Origin of the sequence: Arsenophonus sp. aPb, assembly GCF_029873475.1 — a bacterium.
Taxonomy (GTDB): Bacteria; Pseudomonadota; Gammaproteobacteria; order Enterobacterales; family Enterobacteriaceae; genus Arsenophonus.
The window spans coordinates 380,196-398,066 of the sequence record NZ_CP123499.1; the positions used below are offsets into that span (position 1 = coordinate 380,196).

Below are 17,871 nucleotides of genomic sequence, written 5' to 3' on the forward strand. Positions count from 1 at the left end.
CTCTAAGCGCCTTATTGTCCAAGGCGCTTTTCTTTTAGATTTTTATTAATTTATTCAGGAAGCGAAAAATTTATTTTTATTTATTAACCGTCACATTAACGTTATTTTCCTGTCGCTCAATATCCAGGCCATGCCGGGATAAATGAATAGTTGAGGTGATGGTTTCGGTTTCCTGATAAATGAGGTGGAATAAATACCCGATAGCGGTATTTTGATAACAGGTAATCGATTCAGACTGACAATCAAATAATGACGACAACATATTGGTCAGTTTTTTTATCTCATTAATTTTATATACGGATTCTTCTTCAATAATATGATGTGCGGTAAAATGCCTGCGTAACGGGGGTTGCGTTGCCATGACTGACCTCATCTTAATACGTTACAGGTAATGCCCGTATTTTTCATCCCGCGCCGATGATGGGAGCGGACAGGCATAACGAAACAAAATGTTAATGTCATCAAACTGGATAGTTTCAGCGGTTTTTTTATAAATTACCTGAAACCATGCCAGTGGAATTTCAGAATATAACTGTGTCTGGCTGTCGACCAAGCACACTTCATAGTGAGAAACGGCTTTTTTATCCGTGAGGTGTTTATATCCCAGCGTGTACACTTTCCGGCCGGTTTTATGACTCTGATAGACTTCACCGTATTTAGGTAACATAAAAAGACTCAATGTAGTGTCCGGTTAGCATAAAGGGGATATTTTTTCACCGAATCTGGGCTGACGATTTCACTGCTGATAATGTGAATCTGTTTACAGCCGGACAGATAGAGAAACATGATTGCCCGAAGGCCGGCCTGCGTTTCAAAACACGCCTCAACCAAAAAGTGCCATGTTTTATTTTTGCCGCCGGGTAAACAAGCAGTAATTTCAAAATGAAATAACGACGTCATCTCACCTCTCCTTACACCGGGACTTTGCCGGCAAAGACGCTAAACATGTGCATGGCCATAAATCTTTTAGCCGTTGGATAATCAGGGGCAATGACGGTCTGCTTTTCGGGGCGCTCTGCTTTATTATTCTGCTGTACAAAGAAAGACCATTTGAAGAGACCTGAATAGTCAGCCGGTAAAAAATGCCAGGTAAAATGCTGGGTAATTATCATATGAGTTTCCTTTAATTAGTGTTCATGCTGGCGAATAAACTCTTCTGCTTTATATTTGGCGCGTAAATAAAGGGCATACAGATTTACTTCACGCTTTGCCCCGCGTTTACGCTGAATAATGGGAAGCGTACCGTTATCACATTGTGTCCTAACGGTTCCTTGTTTTACGCCAATTCGCTGAGCGTAAGCTGAGATAGGTTCAGAAACTTTATCACCATAGGGATAATCGGAGGGGAAGATCACAGGAGCACGAATCCGATCAGGTTTTATGTGTTTCCTTTTCTTCATTTCAGTCATCATGTACTATTTCCTAATGAACGCAGTTTTACGCAATTTCAAATAATTTCAGGGTTGTAATAACTACCCCTGATATGATTTTAGGGTTGGGATTACTACCATGTCAACTAATATTGGTAAAAAAATTAGAATAATTAGAGAAAGTGAAAGATTAACTAGAGATCAATTTGCTGATTTAACAGGCATTCCTGCTAGTGCTCAGAAATTTTATGAAACAGGCAGAGTTGAGAGTATTGGTAGCGAAACATTAATTAAGATAACGACACACCCACAATTTACAAAGTATACACTTTGGCTCATGACTGGAAAAACAAATGAAACAGCGGGGCAGATAGCTCCATCTCTCTCCCCTGATGGGCAAAAGAGAATCAAGAACTTATTAAAGGCGTCAAATGTTGGAAAATGATTAAAAAAATCATGATACAGCATCAAATAAAAATAGCTTGGGGGAATGGTGGTATTTGTGGAGGTAAGGAGTTTAATTTGTGAGCATTAAATCTACTGGAAGCGGTTATCTTGTCGATATTCGTCCAAATGGACGCAATGGAAAACGATTCAGGAAAAAATTCGCGACTAAATATGAGGCAATGCAGTTTGAAAAATGGATACTGGCAACACACCATAGTAAAGAGTGGTTAAGTAAACCCACAGATAGGCGAGATTTATCCAGTCTTATTGATTTATGGTGGAAGTTTCACGGTCAACTGATGAAATCCGGCCATTCTAATTTATTAAAACTCCAGCGTATCAACAGAGGAATGGGGTTTCCTTCTGTTAACCATATTAATGCGAAAACGGTTTCAGAGTATCGTATTAATCGAATAGGCCAGGGTGTAAAGCCGAATACGATGAATCGGGAACTTGAGGCATTAAGTGGTATGTTTGCGGCATTGATTGATGCGGGTCACTTTAAAGAAAAAAATCCCATCAGAGAAATTTCCCGATTAAAAACATATGAACATGAAATGGGTTATCTAACAAAAGAACAGTGTAAACAGTTGATAAGTAAATTAAGCGATAACGAACAGTTAGCAGTGAGATTATTTCTTTCTACGGGAGCAAGATGGAGCGAGGTGATCAAATTATCAAAGCATCATATTAAGTGCGATCGGGTTACTTTTATTAATGCAAAAAATGGAAAAAACAGAACTGTTCCGATATCAGAATATTTGTTTAATATATTGCATCAATCAACTAAAGAATTTTTATTTTCAGATATTAACTATTTTCTTATTCGGGATGCGATACATTCAGTTGCACCAGAGCTGCCGAAAGGTCAAGCTGTTCATGCCCTTAGGCATACTTTTGCAAGCCATTTTATGATGAATGGCGGAAATATTCTCACTCTCCAAAAAATTCTTGGTCATTCCAATATTCAACAGACGATGAAATATGCGCATCTTTCGCCTGATTATCTTTTTGAGGCGGTAAAATTTAGTCCTCTTGCGGATGAAGAAAAGAATCAGGAACAGTAATTAATTTTGATCCACATTTTGTCCACTTTAGTCACGCTATACTAAGTAATTCAATGCAATATAAAGCATTTAATTTATTGATTTTAAAGTAACTATTTGATTTTCTATTTTTTATAATGGCAGTTAATGCGCCTTTTTGTGTATTGCCAGGCCGCTCAAGTAAGGAGGGGAGTTGTTCAACAACCGAAGCGGGGAAACCTTTGCGAGCAGGCAGCTCACCCGAAGCTAAGGCAACATCACGTAAGGCACGGCAATAGCGGGTAATTGAATCGATAAAAAGAATGACATGTTTATTTTGATCACGAAAATATTCTGCTACGGTGGTAGCCACTAAAGCGGCATTACAGCGATCAACGGCTGGCTGATCGGAGGTTGAACTAATAAGAATCGTTCGACTGCCACGAGGTGAGCGTTTTAATTCATCAACAAACTCAGTAACTTCTCGGCCTCTTTCACCAATCAATGCGATAACGAAGATATCAGCTTGCGCATAGTTAATTAGCATATTCATTAATATGGTTTTGCCACAACCCGCGGCGGCAAAGATGCCTAATCTTTGTCCTACACCGCACGTTAATAACCCATCAATCGCGCGAATACCGGTGGCAAAATAGTTAGTGATAGGTTTTCTGCTTAAGAAATCTGGCGCGTTGGTATTAACTGAGCGTCGACAGCTAGTAGCATTCGATGCTATTGGCGGCGCAAAGCGTAAGATGGGGTGCCCTGCAACATCTAACATGGTTCCTAATAACGTTTCATTTAGTTGAATAGAGAGTGTATGGCCTGTTGGCTCAATGGCTGTTGTTAAAGAAAGTCCATGGGAAGAACCCATTAAGCTAAGTAATGTTTGTTGGTGGTGAAAACCGATCACTTGAGCTTGCCCGATAGTTTGCGGGCTGCCAGGATAGGGTTTTAATAAGCAAATTTCGCCAATAAACACTTTTTTTAATGGCGCCTCAATCATGTTTCCCTGAATGCGTACCGGATAGGCAGCAGGATAAAAGGGTATAAAGTTGATGTTCATTGCCAGTTAACCAATCAATAATTTGTTGATATTGAGCATATATTGAAAAAAATTGTCGATGGCTTCGGCAAATTGCGTCGCATTTTCTATTGCTGTGGTTGAGAAGTTTGCTCGTAACTCAAGTATATTTTCATCATTGAGAAAATAAGCGGGTTGCCCTGGATAAAAAAAAGACAAATGGTTACTTATTATGCATGCCAATAAAGGTTCACTTAGTTGTCGAATAACATTGGGCTCTACATATCCCAGGTTAGCCCATATGATGGGTAAATCATTTACCATAGCGATATGAATATCAGGTAACTCTTCTAATTCAAGCGTGATAGTAGAATGATTATTGAGTTGATGTCCTTGAGGAAATAAATCCGGTTTTCCCATTGTTTTGATTGCATCTGTGACAAGTGAAGCAAGATCCATTTGCATAATTCAGTCCTTGAATTGATTAAATTGTTTTTATGATATTGACCTCAGTTCCTTCCGTGATCTCGGCAAAAGAGAGCACATTGATACCAGGATAATGTGTTGCTAAAATTTTTGTTATAAAACGACGTACATCGACTGAGCAGAGTAAAACTATCTTAGGGGTAATATAATTCTCTTTAATTGCGACTAATAACCTATCTTGTACCAGATCCAATTGAGCAGGTTCGAGATTTAAAAAAGAGCCAGCCGAAGTTTGTCGTATTCCTTGCCGAATAATTTCTTCCAGCTCTGCTGAAACGATTAGTACATGTAATTTTTGTTGAAAGATAAAACTAGCTGTAATGTAACGTGCTAAAAGTGTTCGAATTTGTTCAACTAACATAATCGGATCTTTTTCTTTAGGGCCCCATTGCACCAGCCCGCCTAAAATTATCTTAATATTACGAATCGATATCTGTTCTTGTAGTAGCCGTTGTAATACTTCGGTAATACGTTGGATCGATACATGGCGATAACACTCTTTCAATAATTCAGGATATTTCCTTTCTAATTGATCTAATAAATCTTTCGTTTCTTGAATACCAAAAAACTCGCTGATATTACGAGTTATCACCTGACTGAAGTAACAGTAAAACTCGCTAATATCACTTGCAAACAGATAGCCTAGCGGTTCTAATTTATTTTTCTCTTCTTGCTGTACCCAGTAGTAGATTTCACCTTGTTTCTGGGTTATTTGGTTTTTAAGACCCAACTGACTAAACTCACTGGTTTTATTAAGCACCCGATAACTTTCAAAGATAATATGAAACTCTTCGCTTTTAACTTCATTGACTAAAATAATGACCTTATAGGGCTCTAATTTGGCAGAATAATTAATAATAAATTCAGGTAATAACAAACCATATTGGATTAAAATCTGATTTTTTAACCACTGGGTTAATCGATTATTTTCAATATAATCTTTATGTTGCTCAGAGATTGAAATAATCAATGGCACCGCTTCATGATAAGAGATATCCTCATTAGATTCAGATTGAACATTATTTTCTCTATTATTAATACTACTATGTTGACTACTAATTTTTTTCTGATTTTTAGCTATTTTTTTATTAGCTAAGGTTTTTCTTAAATAGGAGGCGCTGATTAATATTGATAGCAAAATAAATATCAGGGTTGGAAAGCCAGGTAAAAAACCCATAATAAACGTTAAAACTGCGGTAATAATTAGAGAAAAATCATGGGAAAACAGCTCTTTGATAATATTTTGACCCAAATTTTTCTGCGTACCTCCCACTCTGGTGACAATAAAACCGGCACTAATTGAGATCAGTAAAGCCGGGATTTGGGCGACTAATCCATCACCGATGGTTAGCATGGTATAAGTTGTCAATGCTTCGTTAAAACTAAAGCCCATCTGTATCATACCAACAGAAATGCCGCCTAAAAAGTTGACAAAAATAATCACAATGCCAGCAATAGCATCTCCCTTAATAAATTTCATGGCACCATCAAATGCACCGTATAATTGACTCTCTTGTTCAAGCTCAATGCGGCGGTGCTTGACACCCTCATTGTCAATAATGCCAGATTTTAAATCAGCGTCGATGCTCATCTGTTTACCCGGCATGGCATCAAGCGAAAAACGGGCAGCAACTTCGGCCACTCGTTCAGAGCCTTTGGTGATTACAATAAATTGCACTACGGTTACGATAGCAAAGATCACCAATCCCACGACTAAGTTGTCACCAATCACAAATTGACCAAAGGAAGTAATAATGTCGCCGGCATCGGCATCGAGTAAAATCAGGCGGCTAGTGCTAATAGATAATGCCAGTCGAAATAAGGTAGTAATCAACAACAGAGCGGGGAAACTGGTGAAATGAATGATCTTGGTAATATAGAAAGAGCTCATTAATACTAATAGTGAAATGACAATGTTTAAGCCGATCAGCAGATCAACAATATAAGTCGGCAGTGGCAGTATTAGCATGGCAATCACTAAGATCATGATGCCAAGTACGATAAGTTCCGGCTTGTTTCTAATTTGCAACAAAACTGATTGCAACATATTGCGTTCCCTGCTTTGAAAATTAAAGACGACTTAAGCTTTTTTCTTTTTGATAAAGTAAATCAAGTAATGAAAGTAATTGTGACAAGGTTTTTTCCCTGATCTCAGGGCTTAAGTAGATTTCTATGGTTATCGCTTTAAATGCTGCTATCAGTTGTTGAAGCAATAAAATGTGTTGAGTGATAACAATAGTTAGCTGTTTATTAGCAATAATATCTTGAATGATCATCATCATCGCTTCAGGATCACTTAATCCCTTAATAAAAATGGGTAACCAACACCCTTGAGCATCTGGCTGTATTAAAAAGGGTAGATTAGAGCAGTAAGCGTAAAAGATTTTGTCAGCAGAAGAGAGTTGTTTGATTCTTCCTAGAGATGATAAATAGTCAGCAAACTCGGGCATAAAAAAGCAACTGGGCGACAATGCTTGCATATCACAGAGTAATGACTGCAAAACAAAATCAATAATTAAAAAACGTTTATCATAGCCATATTGATTAACCCATTCCTCATAAAACCATAGCGGCTCAATATCTTGGCTAATGAAATCGCGGTATAACTGGCGGAGTTCCATGGCGCTTAAGGCCGTTTGATAACTAAATTGTTTAGCTTTTAGCGCAATATTGATACCTGCACGGGTTGTTTTTGCTCGTTGATGACTACCCTGGCAAAGTGAATTGATCTCGGCTTCAATTTCAAGGGCCAATGAGGCAGAAAAATAACGCCGGCGTAAAAGCTCCTTTAGCACTGAGACAAAGTCACTATCATCAGGGAAAAATTGGCGCAGTAAGGCTAAAATATCGGCTAACTTATTTTTTTGATTGTTTAATAATTTTATTGCTATGGCCAGTTTTTTATCTGCATTATCTTCCAAAATACGGCTATTTATGTCACTGCTATCGTGCTGTTTCTTTTGTAGATCTTGTCGGCGATTAAATTGACTCATTGCCATTGACATATCATCCATAATATCTAACAGCTGGTGGTGGTGATTTACTACTGTTGCTGTAGGTTTGGTTGTTTCAATGTCAGATGAGTGTTGCGTCTTTGGCTGCTGGCGTAACAAAACTGATGAGTTAATTTTATTGATGTCTACCATTTTTATTACCTATTCTCTTCATTGATATAAGTATAAAGTAGGTCAATAGCCGCCTGGGTTTGAGCATCAACCGGTTTAAATGGATTTTTGCCTAACGAATCATTCAACAGATTTTTTCCCTTAACCAATCTGGGCTGCAGCATAAAAATACGCACCATTTTTTTATTGGTTGTACTGCTAAAACGAAATAAACCACCTATCCATGGGATATCGCCAAGTAATGGGATCTTACTCTCACTGGAATCAATATCTTCTCTAGTATAACCACCAATCAGCAGGCTATCGCCTTGGGCAACACGAGCCACTGTACTGATATTGGTGCGATTAATGACAGGCAACGCATCGATTTTTTCTGTTTCACCGCTGTTGGTTTTTTTTTCAGCGCCATCTTCCAAATTGATAACCATCTCAATTTCATCACCGGTAGGCGAAAGGCGAGGGACGACACTTATCATTGTGCCAAATGTGGCTGACTCTAACGTGGCAATACGTTCTCCACGTATTTGAGCATAGAAGGTGGTGCTATTATCAAAGATCGCAGGTGTATTTTCTTGCGTTAGGATTATAGGACGGGAAACCATATGGGCACTTCCTTCCATACTCATTGCCCGTATTTTGGCTAAAAAATGTATCCCGGCTGCTGCACTAATATCGCTGGTATTAAGTAAAAAGTTACCATCTTTAGAGTGATAACTGCTTTGCCAATCAATGCCTAGCCGATCCGCTTCGTGTTTAGCAATATCGATGATCCACAATGACAGCTCAACTTGCCGTTTCGGTTGATCAAGACGTTGGATCATTTCATTGATCAATTGAATACCTTGAATACTGCCCTTGGCTAATAGACTGTTAGAACCGGGTAATGGTACTAATTCGATCGATTCTTTGCCAACACGAGTAACAAAGGAGGGTTCTGGTTCATATTGTTCGTCAATGTTTGTGATTTTTTTGTCCGTTTGGCTTGCTGTTTGCGTGTTGGATTGAAAAAGTTGTTGTAGAACGCTACTGATGCCAGGTAAGACTAATTTTTCCCCCCGGATAGAGTAGCTTCTATCGTTGACAAAGGTATTTTTTAAAGCAAAGATGTGAACATAATCATTACCAAAGCGCTTTTCTTCAATAATATCCTGTTTTAATTGTAGTGCTTCTTGATCTAGATATTCTGCCGCAGCTTGAACCAGTTTCACATAAATTGGCGGCCCAGAGACATAAAAGGTTTTATTATTGCTACCTCCGCGTAAAGGATAACGTGGATCGTAAAGCCCAATGGCATGTAAATATTCTTTTACGCGCTTAAAATCGATCTTTTTCAGATTAAGCATCTGTTGTTTCATTTCACTGCCATCGTAAATATAAATGACATTACCATCATTAAAATAGATAAATGCCATGCGACGGACGAAGGTATCAAAAGCGGTTCTCGGTGACGAAACATCAAATCGACCTGAAATTCGTTTCTTTTTTACTGCTGAACTGAGAATAAAAGGTTTATTCAATTTATCGGATAATACGTCAAAAAATTGTTCAACCCGACTATCAACCGCAATAAATAGATCATTGTCCGGTTCGATTTTATCTTTAAGTAAAACATCGTCTTTTAAATTTGAAAATGTCGTTGCTTGATTAGGAAAAACAATCAATAAAAAACAACATGAAACGATGGCCTGCAATAACGGGCTAATCTTCATAGAATGACTTCCTTATCAATCTAAATGACTTAGGTGTGGCACCAAAAATAACTTTTATCTCTTTTGATAGATGTGAAGCGGAACTAAAACCGTAATCCAGAGCGATATTGGTTAGGGGTTTATTTTTTAGAATTATTGATAAGATTGCTGAAGTAGCGCGCCATGAACGTAACTGTTTTTTACCACAGAGACCTAAATATTGATGACAAAGGCGCCGAAAATGGGTCTCTGAAACGCCATACTTCAGGCGAATTTCCGTTATATTATTAACATTTTGTTTCATTTGATTAAGTAGGTGACGGGTTATCCAGTAGCATTCATGATTTCTCATCGCTTCAATTAATGGCTGCAATTGAGTTTTATAAGGGGTTAGCAGTGAATTGATGAGTAAAGTTTGAATATCCTTTCCCGCGCAAGCATCGAGAATATACATGTGATTTTTAGTAATTACTGATTGATTAGAATAATTGGGAAGATTGTGGTTAGCTAAAGCATAATCGATGTAAGCAACCAGTTTTATACAAGAAAAAATATCTGCTTTTTCTATTGTCCAGTGGTTATGGCTAGGTTCTATTGCTGAAACTTGTTCCAGGGATAAAAATATTTGTTTATCAGTTAAATGATAATATTGATTCTGTTTGTCTTTTACAATCCCAAATGAATTATTAGGAATATATAAAAATAAAAAATATTTAATGTTTATATTATTAATATCTATTTTATTTTTAGGTATAAAATAATTCATATATTCTTTCCCTGATAAATCTAATTTATAATATAAGTAAGTTTTATAATATGATGTTTAACTTGTTAGCTTTAAATTTTTTGTTAAAATGATACACTACTCTTCATAAGAAAAAAAATATAAATATATAAATAAAAAAATCAAATTTAGTCTTTGATGTATTTTTTTTATTTATAATTTTTCAAGATAAATAATGATAAAGGTATATTAAATATTTTAATAATTTCAATATAGATAAATTACATGAATATAAATGATAACTATGTGATTCGTTTTTTTACTGGGAAACTCAGTGGTATGTTTTTTTCGTTAATACCCGGTCACTATCAAATTATTGTTGGCAATGAACAAAGTATTCGACAATGGTCAGAACAACATAATAATAAAAACGATAACGATTTTATACAACTTTATGTCCCACAAATCAGCAAAATAAGTTGATTATAATTGATGTTATTTTGCCTAATCTAGATAACCAACGGGATAGTTTTTGCTATAGTATAAATGAACAAAATAAGCCGGCTAAGTCATTTGAAACTAAATTCAATTACCCAACTTTCTGGCAAAAAATACCACTATTTGCGATAAAAAAAGTTGATGAAAAATGGTGTGATGAGTGTGAGAATTTGTCGTGTTTAATTGAGAAATCCCATAAATCAAATAAAAATTACTTGCTAAAAATAGCAACCACTTTTTTATTGCTTGTCTTATTTTTATTCTGTTATTATGTATTCTCTTATGAAGTCAATATTAATAAAAAATCTTTATTTTCTAGAGGAGTAATTAATCACTCACAATCATTTAATTGTGAGCAATTTTTGAATAAAACAAATAATATAAAAAAAATTGTTGATGAAATTAATAATTTAATTCTTAATAAAGAATATTTTTATTTCCATATAGTAAATTATAATAGTGTTTCCTTTATTTATCAGAATAAAAAAACTAAAGAAATGATTAAACAATTATTGAATAAATATCAGCCATGTCAATTTAATGTGAATGCTATTTTATTATCTGATTTAATTAATTATGTGGATAATGAAATTTTAAATAGAGTAAAAAGTTATAAATTATGGTTATCTGAGAAAGGATTAATTATTCAATTGGGTGAAGTGCTTACGGAAGACGCAATTTATCAGTTGAAATTGCAATTAAAACCTTACCAGACTCAACTAGGAAAAAATTTTTTCCAATTTCTATTACCTGAAGAGCAGGAAACTGAAGCAGAAAAAACGCAACTTAAAAGTACCAAGGGATATATTTTTGTTCAGCCGGAACACCGATACTTTCCCGCTGGTTAGATATTAACATTATTGGAAAGGAGCGCCTTTTATGGCAATCGAAAAAAGTACGATTGGAAATATACTTGAAAAGACTAAAACGAAATCTAATGAGTATCAAGCAGATATTAATAATGCTGTTGCAAAATTGAAGCAAGATCCATCTAATTCAGCAGATTTGGCTGCATTTCAGGCAGCGATGGCAGGATACAGTGTTTTACTGAACTACATGTCAACGACCATTAAGACACACAAAGAGAATGCACAGACTATATTGGGTAATATGCGTTAAGGATAGATGATGAATATTAATAGCATAAGTAATATTTCTGCCATGACTGAATCTGTTGAAGGGGAATCGATGACGTTACAACAAGTCATTAGTCAGGCATATCAACAACATTATCAAGTTGAACAGCAAGTTATTGATACATTGCAAACAGACGATCTCTTTTCACTGCTTGCTATACAGCAAACTACACATGATTATCAGCTGGAAATGTCATTGTTGAGTACCTTAGCACGTAAGGCATTAACAACCGTTGAAACAGTTATAAAGGCGCAATAACCGTGACAACACTCTTTCGCCATATGCACGCTTTTATCACGCTATCTCTTCTCATTTTGCTTTTATCTGGTTGTCATGATGAAGCATTACTTAATTCGCTGAATCAACGACAGGCAAATGAAGTACTGGCAGTTTTGCAAAAACATCACATAACGGTCAGCAAAAGTGCACAAGGAAAAGGGCTCTATAAAATTAATGTGGCGAAAGAGGATTTGCCTGCTGCGGTACAGCTATTACAAGAATATCAATTACCTTCGCCAGAACGGCTTGAGATTTCCCAATTATTCCCAGCTGATGCCTTAGTTAACTCACCACAAATTGAGAAAGCCAGGTTAATTTCAGGTATTGAACAGCGGCTTGAACAATCTTTGATGGCACTGGACAAAATAGCTGATGCGTGTGTCCATCTTAGTTACCCTATTGCAACTAATAGCCGTAGTCAGGCACCGATGAAAGCCTCAGTGATCGTATTTTATCATGATGAAAACCAAGATATTGATGAATTAAAATTGGGTATAAAAGCATTTATTAAAAATGCGATCAGTGAATTGGAGCCGCAATATATTACGGTGTTCTTAATTCATAAAATATCACCAACAATTCCTTCTTATGCTGAAAAAAACGTATCTGGCGGAGCATATTACTTATATATTCTATTACTCTTTATCATAATAATAGTGGGTGGCCTGATCTATTGGGGCATTAAACGTCGATCAGCAACCTCAGCTCAACAACAATGAAACAACAAACTTTTAATTTGATAAAAACAATAATGTATCAACCAGCCAGTTATATTCATCACTCATTTGGTTACCCTCCCTATGATAAGTTAACGATGGCGGAAAAACGGATCTATGATCAACAGGTAATAGTGCGCTTTCAATTGCCAACTGCGCTCGATTTTGAACTTAATGATAACTTACCCGTACAGTTATATATTAATTATTGGTCGAGGCTACCCATAGCCGCTTTGTATTTAGGTGGTTTATATCAATCGCCGCAGTTGATGATCGCCAATCAACTCAAACAATTGCCAGAGCCATTCAGACAATTTTTATCCTGGGCCCGATTGCTGTTACCGCCGCAAAAACAACAAATTGTCCCGCTAATCGCCTCATCCTATTCACCAGATGAACTAACCAAATGTGGTATGTCGGCAATGATACCATTAATTGAAAAATGTTCTTTGACATTAGCTGCCCGCTTTAGTCTACTGTTTAATAAAAATTACCCACAGCGGCAAGCCAGTACTGTTTTACCAGTTAATTACTCATTATTAAAAGCAACGCTTAATTATGTTACCTACACGACCTGAAAAATTATTGACTCAAGCGATTGATAATGTCTTGATCCGCGCTAAGTTCAAACAGAGCCATGATTATCATGAGCGACTGATCAGCCAGGCTAAAAAACAGGCGAAGAAAATAATTATTGCCGCGCAGACAGAAAAAGAAAAAATATTTAACCAGGCCAAAATTCACGGTTATTGCCAAGGTATCAACCAGACATCTACTGCGTTAGCCATATTTATTCAGGCATATCAAACCCTAAATCACACCCTTTACAACGATATAATTAAACAGATAGAGCAAACATTAATTCAATTTCTATTAACCGAACCGGTGATTGAACAACTGCTACTTAATCTAATGGCTAAAATTGACCTACAACAGCAAAGCAAAATTTATCTACCAGAAAAACTGGCAACCGCATTCTCTGAACGCTGGTCAGACAAATTTAGCAATATAAAACTCACTAGCCACAAAGAAAACGGCATAATGCTAGAAATGGGTAATGAAATTCTCTACTTCTCGCCGGAAAAAAGTGTTACCGAAATGATGAAAAACATCATCGCCGATAAACAGATCGCCGCCAGCAACCAGCAGCAAATAGAGTGCATCACTGAATTGAAAGAAAACTTAGCCAAAACGCTACAACAACAGTTTGAGCACTATCTGACAGCCAGCGAGCAAAGCTTGCCCAAAACAGATAGATGATTGCTTTTTAAGCACTTAACCCAACCGGCCAACAATAACAGTTGCGCCTGACGAGATGACAAGTATAATAGCGCCGTTTTCCACAATTCTCCCTCAATGCCGAAGTGGCGAAATTGGTAGACGCAGTTGATTCAAAATCAACCGCCTTCGGGTGTGCCGGTTCGAGTCCGGCCTTCGGCACCATAAGCATGTTTTTTACCATCTATTACTGTCTACAAATACCCATAAAACCATTATAAATAAACAATTCTTAGTATTTTTACGTCTACATTAATCTATTGCAATCCATCTGCAAATGGGGGCATAATTGGGGGCACCATGAATGCGATTTCAAATGTGCCCCTAAAATGAAGCTTAAATCAAGACAAATAGAGACCGCAAAACCTAAAGAGAAAACGTATAAATTAGCCGATGGTGGAGGATTATATTTAGAGATTACTCCCCGTGGCTCAAAATACTGGCGTATGAAGTATCGTCGTCCTATAGATAAGAAAGAGGACAGGTTAGCTTTTGGCGTATATCCGACAATATCTTTAGCTGATGCTAGAACTAAGCGGGATGAAGCCAAGAAATTACTCTCAAAAGGAGTTGACCCTAAATTAGAACAAAAAGGGGCACAATATGAATCAATGGGTGCATTCACTTTTGAACATATAGCTCGTGAATGGCATAGAAACAATAAAAGATGGGGTGAGATACATAAAAATAGAATCATGCGTAGCCTTGAGCAATATATTTTTCCGCATATTGGTAATCATGATGTTCGTTTCTTAAAAACAAGTGATTTATTAACCCCGATTAAAGCAGTTGATTTTGATGGAAAACATGATGTTGCACAGCGATTACAACAGCGAGTGACGGCTATTATGCGCTATGCTGTCCAAAATGATATTATTGAACAAAGCCCTGCTAATGATATGTCAGGCGCTCTTGCTACAGTCAAGTCGCATCATCATCCAGCACTACCTAATAACCGTTTAAGTGAATTCCTAGATAGACTATTTTCTTATCATGGTCGTTTGATTACCCGTCTAGCAGTTGAGCTTACCTTGTTAACATTTGTCCGTTCCAGTGAGATACGGTTTGCACGTTGGGAAGAAATAGATCTAAACAAAGGTATATGGAATATTCCGGCAGTAAGAAAACCGATTGAAGGTGTTAAATATTCTCAACGTGGAATGAAAATGAAAACAGATCATCTTGTACCATTAAGTCATCAGGCCATATTAATAATTAAGAAATTACATGATTTTAGTGGCAATGGTGAGGTGATGTTTCCCAGCGAACGTGACCCTAAAAAAGTCATGAGTGAAAACACCGTAAATAATGCTCTTCGGGCAATGGGCTATGACACAAGAACAGAAGTGTGCGGTCATGGATTTAGAACTATGGCTCGAGGGGCTATGGGTGAATCTGGCTTATGGAGTGATGATGCAATTGAACGACAATTAAGCCATATTGAAAGAAACAATGTTAGAGCTGCTTATATACACACATCTAAGCATTTGGAAGAACGCAGGAAAATGATGCAATGGTGGGCTGATTACTTGGATGCAAACAGGGATATGTATATAACCCCTTATGACTTTGCTAAAAAACACCCAAAATAATTTATCAGCTAACAACCAGAGCCCGCCAAGAAAAGGCTAGTTTTTTATACCTAAAATACTGTATTCAACATTTTTAAAACAGTAATAAAAAATATATAAGCAAAGCTTAGTAAGATAAATCTTAATATTAGCTATGACTTTACCGGAGTAGACCACGATAGACTATGTGGATAATTGATGCTCACATTTTGTTTTTTACAATCGTGAATTTTTATTTTATAGTGTATAATATAGCTATCTGTACAGCAGTAGATGTGTGCGGACTTTGTTATTTAATTCAATGCACTGTAAAAGTGTGCTATAGCTCTTTATAATCTGGTATTCCGCCCTTGTGGAATAATATTAGTATCTAGTTCTTTAATAATTTCTGCTCCTTGAAAACGGGAGCAATAATATGTCCTTACATTAGGGCATTTATTTATGTTTTGCGGCACGGTATGTGCTTTCCTGTTGAGGAGCGATGCAGTCAGATCATCAGTTGAAGCAGGAACACTTGAAATGATTCAGACTATGGTCTGAACGTAGTAGGAATCCTCGTTCTTTAGGACGGGGAGAATGTCAAAACAACTATATTCATATCTTAATGAAAATTAATATTTTCATCTAGTTAGTCATTTATATCGTAAAATGTGTTTATTAATGGTAAACACCACAAAATATCTCTAATTAAATAAAATTTATGTAATTAACCCTATGCATTTATGCATTAGGGTTTTTTGCGTATCGATTTCATATCACATGAAGGATAATCCTATGAATAAGCTTATTCGACTTTCTGAGGTTTTACATCGAACTGGCTATAGTAAGGCTTGGATTTATAAGTTAATTAAAGAAAATGAATTCCCACAACAAGTAAAAATTGGGGCTCGTTCTATTGCTTTCATTGAGTCAGAAGTAGATGAGTGGATTGCTAATAAAATTGCCGCTTCTCGTACTGGTGAGTTAACTAATAATTAACGCTGTTTCCTCATGTAATTAAAGAAATTACACAAATCAATTAAGGTATATTTTTCTGTTAATAGAACATCAGTCAACGCCTGACAAACTCATGGCGTGGCGATTAATGCGTTATAGTATGATTGCCATGCAAAAACACCTAGAGGCCGGACATAGGGAATTTCCTATCGTTTTTCCTGTCCTATTCTATTATGGGAGAGAAAAGCCCACATTCATACAGTACGGATTGGTTTGATTGTTTTCGTGGGTGAGATATCGCAGAAAAGATATATACAAAACTATTTAAGCTAGTTGATGTGACAACGCTTGATGACGGTGAAATTATGCAGCACAAGCGGATCGCGCTATTAGGTTTGCTACAAAAACATATCTGATGGCGAGACATGACTGAATTCGTGAATGAAATTGTAAAACTGTTATTGTATAATTATTATACCGATAATCAAGTTATTACCATGTTTAACTATCTCATTCAAGAAGGAAACGCTCAAAAACCAATGGAATTTATTACTGAGATAGCTAAACAGTCAGAAAAATATGAAGGAGCACTTATGACCATTGCTCAACAAATTGAAGAAATTGGAATACAAAAATAACATTTTCTTAATGTATATATAATTAAGAAGGGCACAAGAAACACAAGCCCTAAGAAAACTTATTAACAACAAAATAAACCCGCTTAAAAAATTCATATACCAAATCATCTTGATAAACATTCTTTTCATCAAAAAACTACTTAAATAGCTTAAATATTAAGCGTTTTTGATATTGATTATTAATTCATAAAACATAAATCAAGGAGGAATTATGTTAAACATTAAGAATTTTTTTAAATCTATAAAATTTAGTTGTAACCCTAATTTTAACTCTAATAATACGATCATTAACGACAATTCAACTAATTACATAACAAACAATTATTATACTGGAAAAGAAACAGAGATAAAAACGAAACCCGAAAACTGCGTAGTGCGTACAAAACAAAATACACCTACGCAATAAAAAGATTAAAGTTTACGTTGTCGATCAATTGGTTTGCCTTTGCTATCAAAATAGCGACTTGGCCAGATTTCAGAAGGATGAATACCTAAACGATTGGCAATGATAAACTCAGCTTCTGCCCAGGGTGTCAAAAAAACATTTTCTAATTCAAGAAGTTTACAGATAGTTTTATTGGCAAGCGCATCTAACGTGGTTCCACTTTTAAGTAATGCAGAAATAATCTCTTTTCTCGTCCAGTCTTTCTTAACTTCAACCATGCCTGTCACTCTTCTCTCTATGTGGTGGCGATCCAGACAGGGTTAGCAGACTGGGACTTATTCCAGCGAGCCTTCCGGCTCCCCTGCCTGAACCGCCATATCAATGATAGAAGGCGATAGCAAGTTGAACACTGGTAAACATGCTTACCAGTGTATAAGTCCTCAAGGCTGCTAAACCTTGATCACTGGAGTTCTTCCAGTGACTTTATTACATTAATAGATTTATGGATATTACTCAACAATCAATTATAAATCTGTTACGCTGA

General features: G+C 36.3%; 26 protein-coding genes and 1 tRNA gene. 15 read left to right on the forward strand and 12 right to left on the reverse strand.

Features of this window, described 5'->3' with window-relative positions; all coding sequences use genetic code 11:
• Nucleotides 1–76 precede the first annotated feature (76 nt).
• The 5 genes from QE177_RS01625 to QE177_RS01645 are packed head-to-tail and all read right to left on the reverse strand — an operon-like array spanning nucleotide 77 to nucleotide 1,412.
• The gene (locus QE177_RS01625; protein ID WP_280551014.1) at nucleotides 77–361 is read right to left on the reverse strand and encodes a hypothetical protein; all 285 of its coding nucleotides are present in this window, start codon (nucleotides 359–361) and stop codon (nucleotides 77–79) included.
• 21 nt (nucleotides 362–382) lie between these two features.
• On the reverse strand, nucleotides 383–679 hold the full coding sequence (locus QE177_RS01630; RefSeq protein WP_280551015.1) for a hypothetical protein: 297 nt from the start codon (nucleotides 677–679) through the stop codon (nucleotides 383–385).
• Nucleotides 676–900, reverse strand: coding sequence for a hypothetical protein (locus tag QE177_RS01635; protein ID WP_280551016.1), 225 nt, complete (start codon nucleotides 898–900; stop codon nucleotides 676–678). The genes QE177_RS01630 and QE177_RS01635 overlap by 4 nt, the downstream gene beginning before the upstream one ends.
• Nucleotides 901–911: 11 nt before the next feature.
• Nucleotides 912–1,112 (reverse strand): hypothetical protein, encoded by a 201-nt coding sequence (locus tag QE177_RS01640; RefSeq protein ID WP_280551017.1) that lies wholly within the window; start codon nucleotides 1,110–1,112, stop codon nucleotides 912–914.
• 15 nt (nucleotides 1,113–1,127) lie between these two features.
• Nucleotides 1,128–1,412 carry a DNA-binding protein gene (locus QE177_RS01645; RefSeq protein ID WP_280551018.1) on the reverse strand — a complete coding sequence of 95 codons (285 nt, stop codon included), beginning with the start codon at nucleotides 1,410–1,412 and terminating at the stop codon, nucleotides 1,128–1,130.
• Nucleotides 1,413–1,509: 97 nt separating this feature from the next.
• Here QE177_RS01645 and QE177_RS01650 point away from each other — a divergent pair, with 97 nt between their 5' ends.
• Both QE177_RS01650 and QE177_RS01655 read left to right on the forward strand, forming a co-directional pair.
• Nucleotides 1,510–1,815 (forward strand): helix-turn-helix transcriptional regulator, encoded by a 306-nt coding sequence (locus tag QE177_RS01650; protein WP_280551019.1) that lies wholly within the window; start codon nucleotides 1,510–1,512, stop codon nucleotides 1,813–1,815.
• A 118-nt stretch (nucleotides 1,816–1,933) separates the two neighbouring features.
• On the forward strand, nucleotides 1,934–2,884 hold the full coding sequence (locus QE177_RS01655) for a tyrosine-type recombinase/integrase (protein WP_280552188.1): 951 nt from the start codon (nucleotides 1,934–1,936) through the stop codon (nucleotides 2,882–2,884).
• 31 nt (nucleotides 2,885–2,915) lie between these two features.
• On the opposite strand, the gene QE177_RS01660 is transcribed toward QE177_RS01655, so the two are convergent.
• The 6 genes from QE177_RS01660 to QE177_RS01685 are packed head-to-tail and all read right to left on the reverse strand — an operon-like array spanning nucleotide 2,916 to nucleotide 9,931.
• Nucleotides 2,916–3,908 carry a hypothetical protein gene (locus tag QE177_RS01660; RefSeq protein WP_280551020.1) on the reverse strand — a complete coding sequence of 331 codons (993 nt, stop codon included), beginning with the start codon at nucleotides 3,906–3,908 and terminating at the stop codon, nucleotides 2,916–2,918.
• 6 nt (nucleotides 3,909–3,914) lie between these two features.
• A complete protein-coding gene (locus QE177_RS01665; protein WP_280551021.1) occupies nucleotides 3,915–4,331 on the reverse strand; it encodes a type III secretion protein in 417 nt (138 codons plus the stop codon).
• Nucleotides 4,332–4,350: 19 nt separating this feature from the next.
• On the reverse strand, nucleotides 4,351–6,399 hold the full coding sequence (locus QE177_RS01670) for an EscV/YscV/HrcV family type III secretion system export apparatus protein (RefSeq protein WP_280551022.1): 2,049 nt from the start codon (nucleotides 6,397–6,399) through the stop codon (nucleotides 4,351–4,353).
• A 22-nt stretch (nucleotides 6,400–6,421) separates the two neighbouring features.
• Complete coding sequence (gene sctW, locus QE177_RS01675) at nucleotides 6,422–7,498, reverse strand: type III secretion system gatekeeper subunit SctW (protein WP_280551023.1); 1,077 nt, start codon at nucleotides 7,496–7,498, stop codon at nucleotides 6,422–6,424.
• A 5-nt stretch (nucleotides 7,499–7,503) separates the two neighbouring features.
• A complete protein-coding gene (gene sctC, locus QE177_RS01680; protein WP_280551024.1) occupies nucleotides 7,504–9,186 on the reverse strand; it encodes a type III secretion system outer membrane ring subunit SctC in 1,683 nt (560 codons plus the stop codon).
• On the reverse strand, nucleotides 9,176–9,931 hold the full coding sequence (locus tag QE177_RS01685; protein WP_280551025.1) for a helix-turn-helix domain-containing protein: 756 nt from the start codon (nucleotides 9,929–9,931) through the stop codon (nucleotides 9,176–9,178). Before QE177_RS01685 ends, sctC begins: the two co-directional genes overlap by 11 nt.
• A gap of 243 nt (nucleotides 9,932–10,174) precedes the next feature.
• Here QE177_RS01685 and QE177_RS01690 point away from each other — a divergent pair, with 243 nt between their 5' ends.
• The 13 genes from QE177_RS01690 to QE177_RS01750 all read left to right on the forward strand — a co-directional run bounded on the left by QE177_RS01690 (nucleotide 10,175) and on the right by QE177_RS01750 (nucleotide 16,942).
• Nucleotides 10,175–10,372 carry a hypothetical protein gene (locus QE177_RS01690; RefSeq protein WP_280551026.1) on the forward strand — a complete coding sequence of 66 codons (198 nt, stop codon included), beginning with the start codon at nucleotides 10,175–10,177 and terminating at the stop codon, nucleotides 10,370–10,372.
• The gene (locus tag QE177_RS01695; RefSeq protein WP_280551027.1) at nucleotides 10,369–11,235 is read left to right on the forward strand and encodes a hypothetical protein; all 867 of its coding nucleotides are present in this window, start codon (nucleotides 10,369–10,371) and stop codon (nucleotides 11,233–11,235) included. Before QE177_RS01690 ends, QE177_RS01695 begins: the two co-directional genes overlap by 4 nt.
• A 31-nt stretch (nucleotides 11,236–11,266) precedes the next feature.
• Nucleotides 11,267–11,506, forward strand: coding sequence for an EscF/YscF/HrpA family type III secretion system needle major subunit (locus tag QE177_RS01700; RefSeq protein ID WP_280551028.1), 240 nt, complete (start codon nucleotides 11,267–11,269; stop codon nucleotides 11,504–11,506).
• Between the two features lie 9 nt (nucleotides 11,507–11,515).
• Nucleotides 11,516–11,782, forward strand: coding sequence for a type III secretion system inner rod subunit SctI (gene sctI / locus QE177_RS01705; RefSeq protein ID WP_280551030.1), 267 nt, complete (start codon nucleotides 11,516–11,518; stop codon nucleotides 11,780–11,782).
• A 2-nt stretch (nucleotides 11,783–11,784) separates the two neighbouring features.
• Nucleotides 11,785–12,522 carry a type III secretion inner membrane ring lipoprotein SctJ gene (gene sctJ, locus QE177_RS01710; protein WP_280551032.1) on the forward strand — a complete coding sequence of 246 codons (738 nt, stop codon included), beginning with the start codon at nucleotides 11,785–11,787 and terminating at the stop codon, nucleotides 12,520–12,522.
• A complete protein-coding gene (locus QE177_RS01715; protein ID WP_280551033.1) occupies nucleotides 12,519–13,097 on the forward strand; it encodes a hypothetical protein in 579 nt (192 codons plus the stop codon). Before sctJ ends, QE177_RS01715 begins: the two co-directional genes overlap by 4 nt.
• Nucleotides 13,078–13,779, forward strand: a complete 702-nt coding sequence (locus QE177_RS01720; RefSeq protein ID WP_280551034.1) for a hypothetical protein — start codon at nucleotides 13,078–13,080, stop codon at nucleotides 13,777–13,779. Before QE177_RS01715 ends, QE177_RS01720 begins: the two co-directional genes overlap by 20 nt.
• A 98-nt stretch (nucleotides 13,780–13,877) precedes the next feature.
• Nucleotides 13,878–13,962 (forward strand) — tRNA-Leu (locus QE177_RS01725).
• A gap of 164 nt (nucleotides 13,963–14,126) precedes the next feature.
• On the forward strand, nucleotides 14,127–15,389 hold the full coding sequence (locus QE177_RS01730) for an integrase arm-type DNA-binding domain-containing protein (RefSeq protein WP_280551035.1): 1,263 nt from the start codon (nucleotides 14,127–14,129) through the stop codon (nucleotides 15,387–15,389).
• A 753-nt stretch (nucleotides 15,390–16,142) separates the two neighbouring features.
• Complete coding sequence (locus QE177_RS01735; RefSeq protein WP_280551036.1) at nucleotides 16,143–16,346, forward strand: AlpA family transcriptional regulator; 204 nt, start codon at nucleotides 16,143–16,145, stop codon at nucleotides 16,344–16,346.
• A 91-nt stretch (nucleotides 16,347–16,437) separates the two neighbouring features.
• A complete protein-coding gene (locus QE177_RS01740; protein ID WP_280551037.1) occupies nucleotides 16,438–16,581 on the forward strand; it encodes an Rpn family recombination-promoting nuclease/putative transposase in 144 nt (47 codons plus the stop codon).
• 61 nt (nucleotides 16,582–16,642) lie between these two features.
• Nucleotides 16,643–16,720: a hypothetical protein gene (locus tag QE177_RS01745; protein ID WP_280552189.1), complete on the forward strand. Its 78-nt coding sequence runs from the start codon at nucleotides 16,643–16,645 to the stop codon at nucleotides 16,718–16,720.
• A gap of 9 nt (nucleotides 16,721–16,729) precedes the next feature.
• Nucleotides 16,730–16,942 (forward strand): hypothetical protein, encoded by a 213-nt coding sequence (locus QE177_RS01750; protein WP_280551038.1) that lies wholly within the window; start codon nucleotides 16,730–16,732, stop codon nucleotides 16,940–16,942.
• Nucleotides 16,943–17,353: 411 nt separating this feature from the next.
• Here the strand turns inward: QE177_RS01750 and QE177_RS01755 are convergent, their stop codons facing one another.
• Nucleotides 17,354–17,605, reverse strand: coding sequence for a helix-turn-helix domain-containing protein (locus QE177_RS01755; protein ID WP_280551039.1), 252 nt, complete (start codon nucleotides 17,603–17,605; stop codon nucleotides 17,354–17,356).
• Nucleotides 17,606–17,871: the final 266 nt, after the last annotated feature.

Bases quoted from the DNA above. Each gene is read 5' to 3' on its own strand.
- QE177_RS01625 (WP_280551014.1), bottom strand. From the start codon at position 361: ATGGCAACGCAACCCCCGTTACGCAGGCATTTTACCGCACATCATATT.
- QE177_RS01635 (WP_280551016.1), bottom strand. From the start codon at position 900: ATGACGTCGTTATTTCATTTTGAAATTACTGCTTGTTTACCCGGCGGC.
- QE177_RS01640 (WP_280551017.1), bottom strand. From the start codon at position 1,112: ATGATAATTACCCAGCATTTTACCTGGCATTTTTTACCGGCTGACTAT.
- QE177_RS01645 (WP_280551018.1), bottom strand. From the start codon at position 1,412: ATGATGACTGAAATGAAGAAAAGGAAACACATAAAACCTGATCGGATT.
- QE177_RS01650 (WP_280551019.1), top strand. From the start codon at position 1,510: ATGTCAACTAATATTGGTAAAAAAATTAGAATAATTAGAGAAAGTGAA.
- QE177_RS01660 (WP_280551020.1), bottom strand. From the start codon at position 3,908: ATGAACATCAACTTTATACCCTTTTATCCTGCTGCCTATCCGGTACGC.
- QE177_RS01665 (WP_280551021.1), bottom strand. From the start codon at position 4,331: ATGCAAATGGATCTTGCTTCACTTGTCACAGATGCAATCAAAACAATG.
- QE177_RS01670 (WP_280551022.1), bottom strand. From the start codon at position 6,399: ATGTTGCAATCAGTTTTGTTGCAAATTAGAAACAAGCCGGAACTTATC.
- sctW (WP_280551023.1), bottom strand. From the start codon at position 7,498: ATGGTAGACATCAATAAAATTAACTCATCAGTTTTGTTACGCCAGCAG.
- sctC (WP_280551024.1), bottom strand. From the start codon at position 9,186: ATGAAGATTAGCCCGTTATTGCAGGCCATCGTTTCATGTTGTTTTTTA.
- QE177_RS01685 (WP_280551025.1), bottom strand. From the start codon at position 9,931: ATGAATTATTTTATACCTAAAAATAAAATAGATATTAATAATATAAAC.
- QE177_RS01690 (WP_280551026.1), top strand. From the start codon at position 10,175: ATGAATATAAATGATAACTATGTGATTCGTTTTTTTACTGGGAAACTC.
- QE177_RS01700 (WP_280551028.1), top strand. From the start codon at position 11,267: ATGGCAATCGAAAAAAGTACGATTGGAAATATACTTGAAAAGACTAAA.
- sctI (WP_280551030.1), top strand. From the start codon at position 11,516: ATGAATATTAATAGCATAAGTAATATTTCTGCCATGACTGAATCTGTT.
- QE177_RS01715 (WP_280551033.1), top strand. From the start codon at position 12,519: ATGAAACAACAAACTTTTAATTTGATAAAAACAATAATGTATCAACCA.
- QE177_RS01720 (WP_280551034.1), top strand. From the start codon at position 13,078: ATGTTACCTACACGACCTGAAAAATTATTGACTCAAGCGATTGATAAT.
- QE177_RS01730 (WP_280551035.1), top strand. From the start codon at position 14,127: ATGAAGCTTAAATCAAGACAAATAGAGACCGCAAAACCTAAAGAGAAA.
- QE177_RS01735 (WP_280551036.1), top strand. From the start codon at position 16,143: ATGAATAAGCTTATTCGACTTTCTGAGGTTTTACATCGAACTGGCTAT.
- QE177_RS01740 (WP_280551037.1), top strand. From the start codon at position 16,438: ATGGCGTGGCGATTAATGCGTTATAGTATGATTGCCATGCAAAAACAC.
- QE177_RS01750 (WP_280551038.1), top strand. From the start codon at position 16,730: ATGACTGAATTCGTGAATGAAATTGTAAAACTGTTATTGTATAATTAT.
- QE177_RS01755 (WP_280551039.1), bottom strand. From the start codon at position 17,605: ATGGTTGAAGTTAAGAAAGACTGGACGAGAAAAGAGATTATTTCTGCA.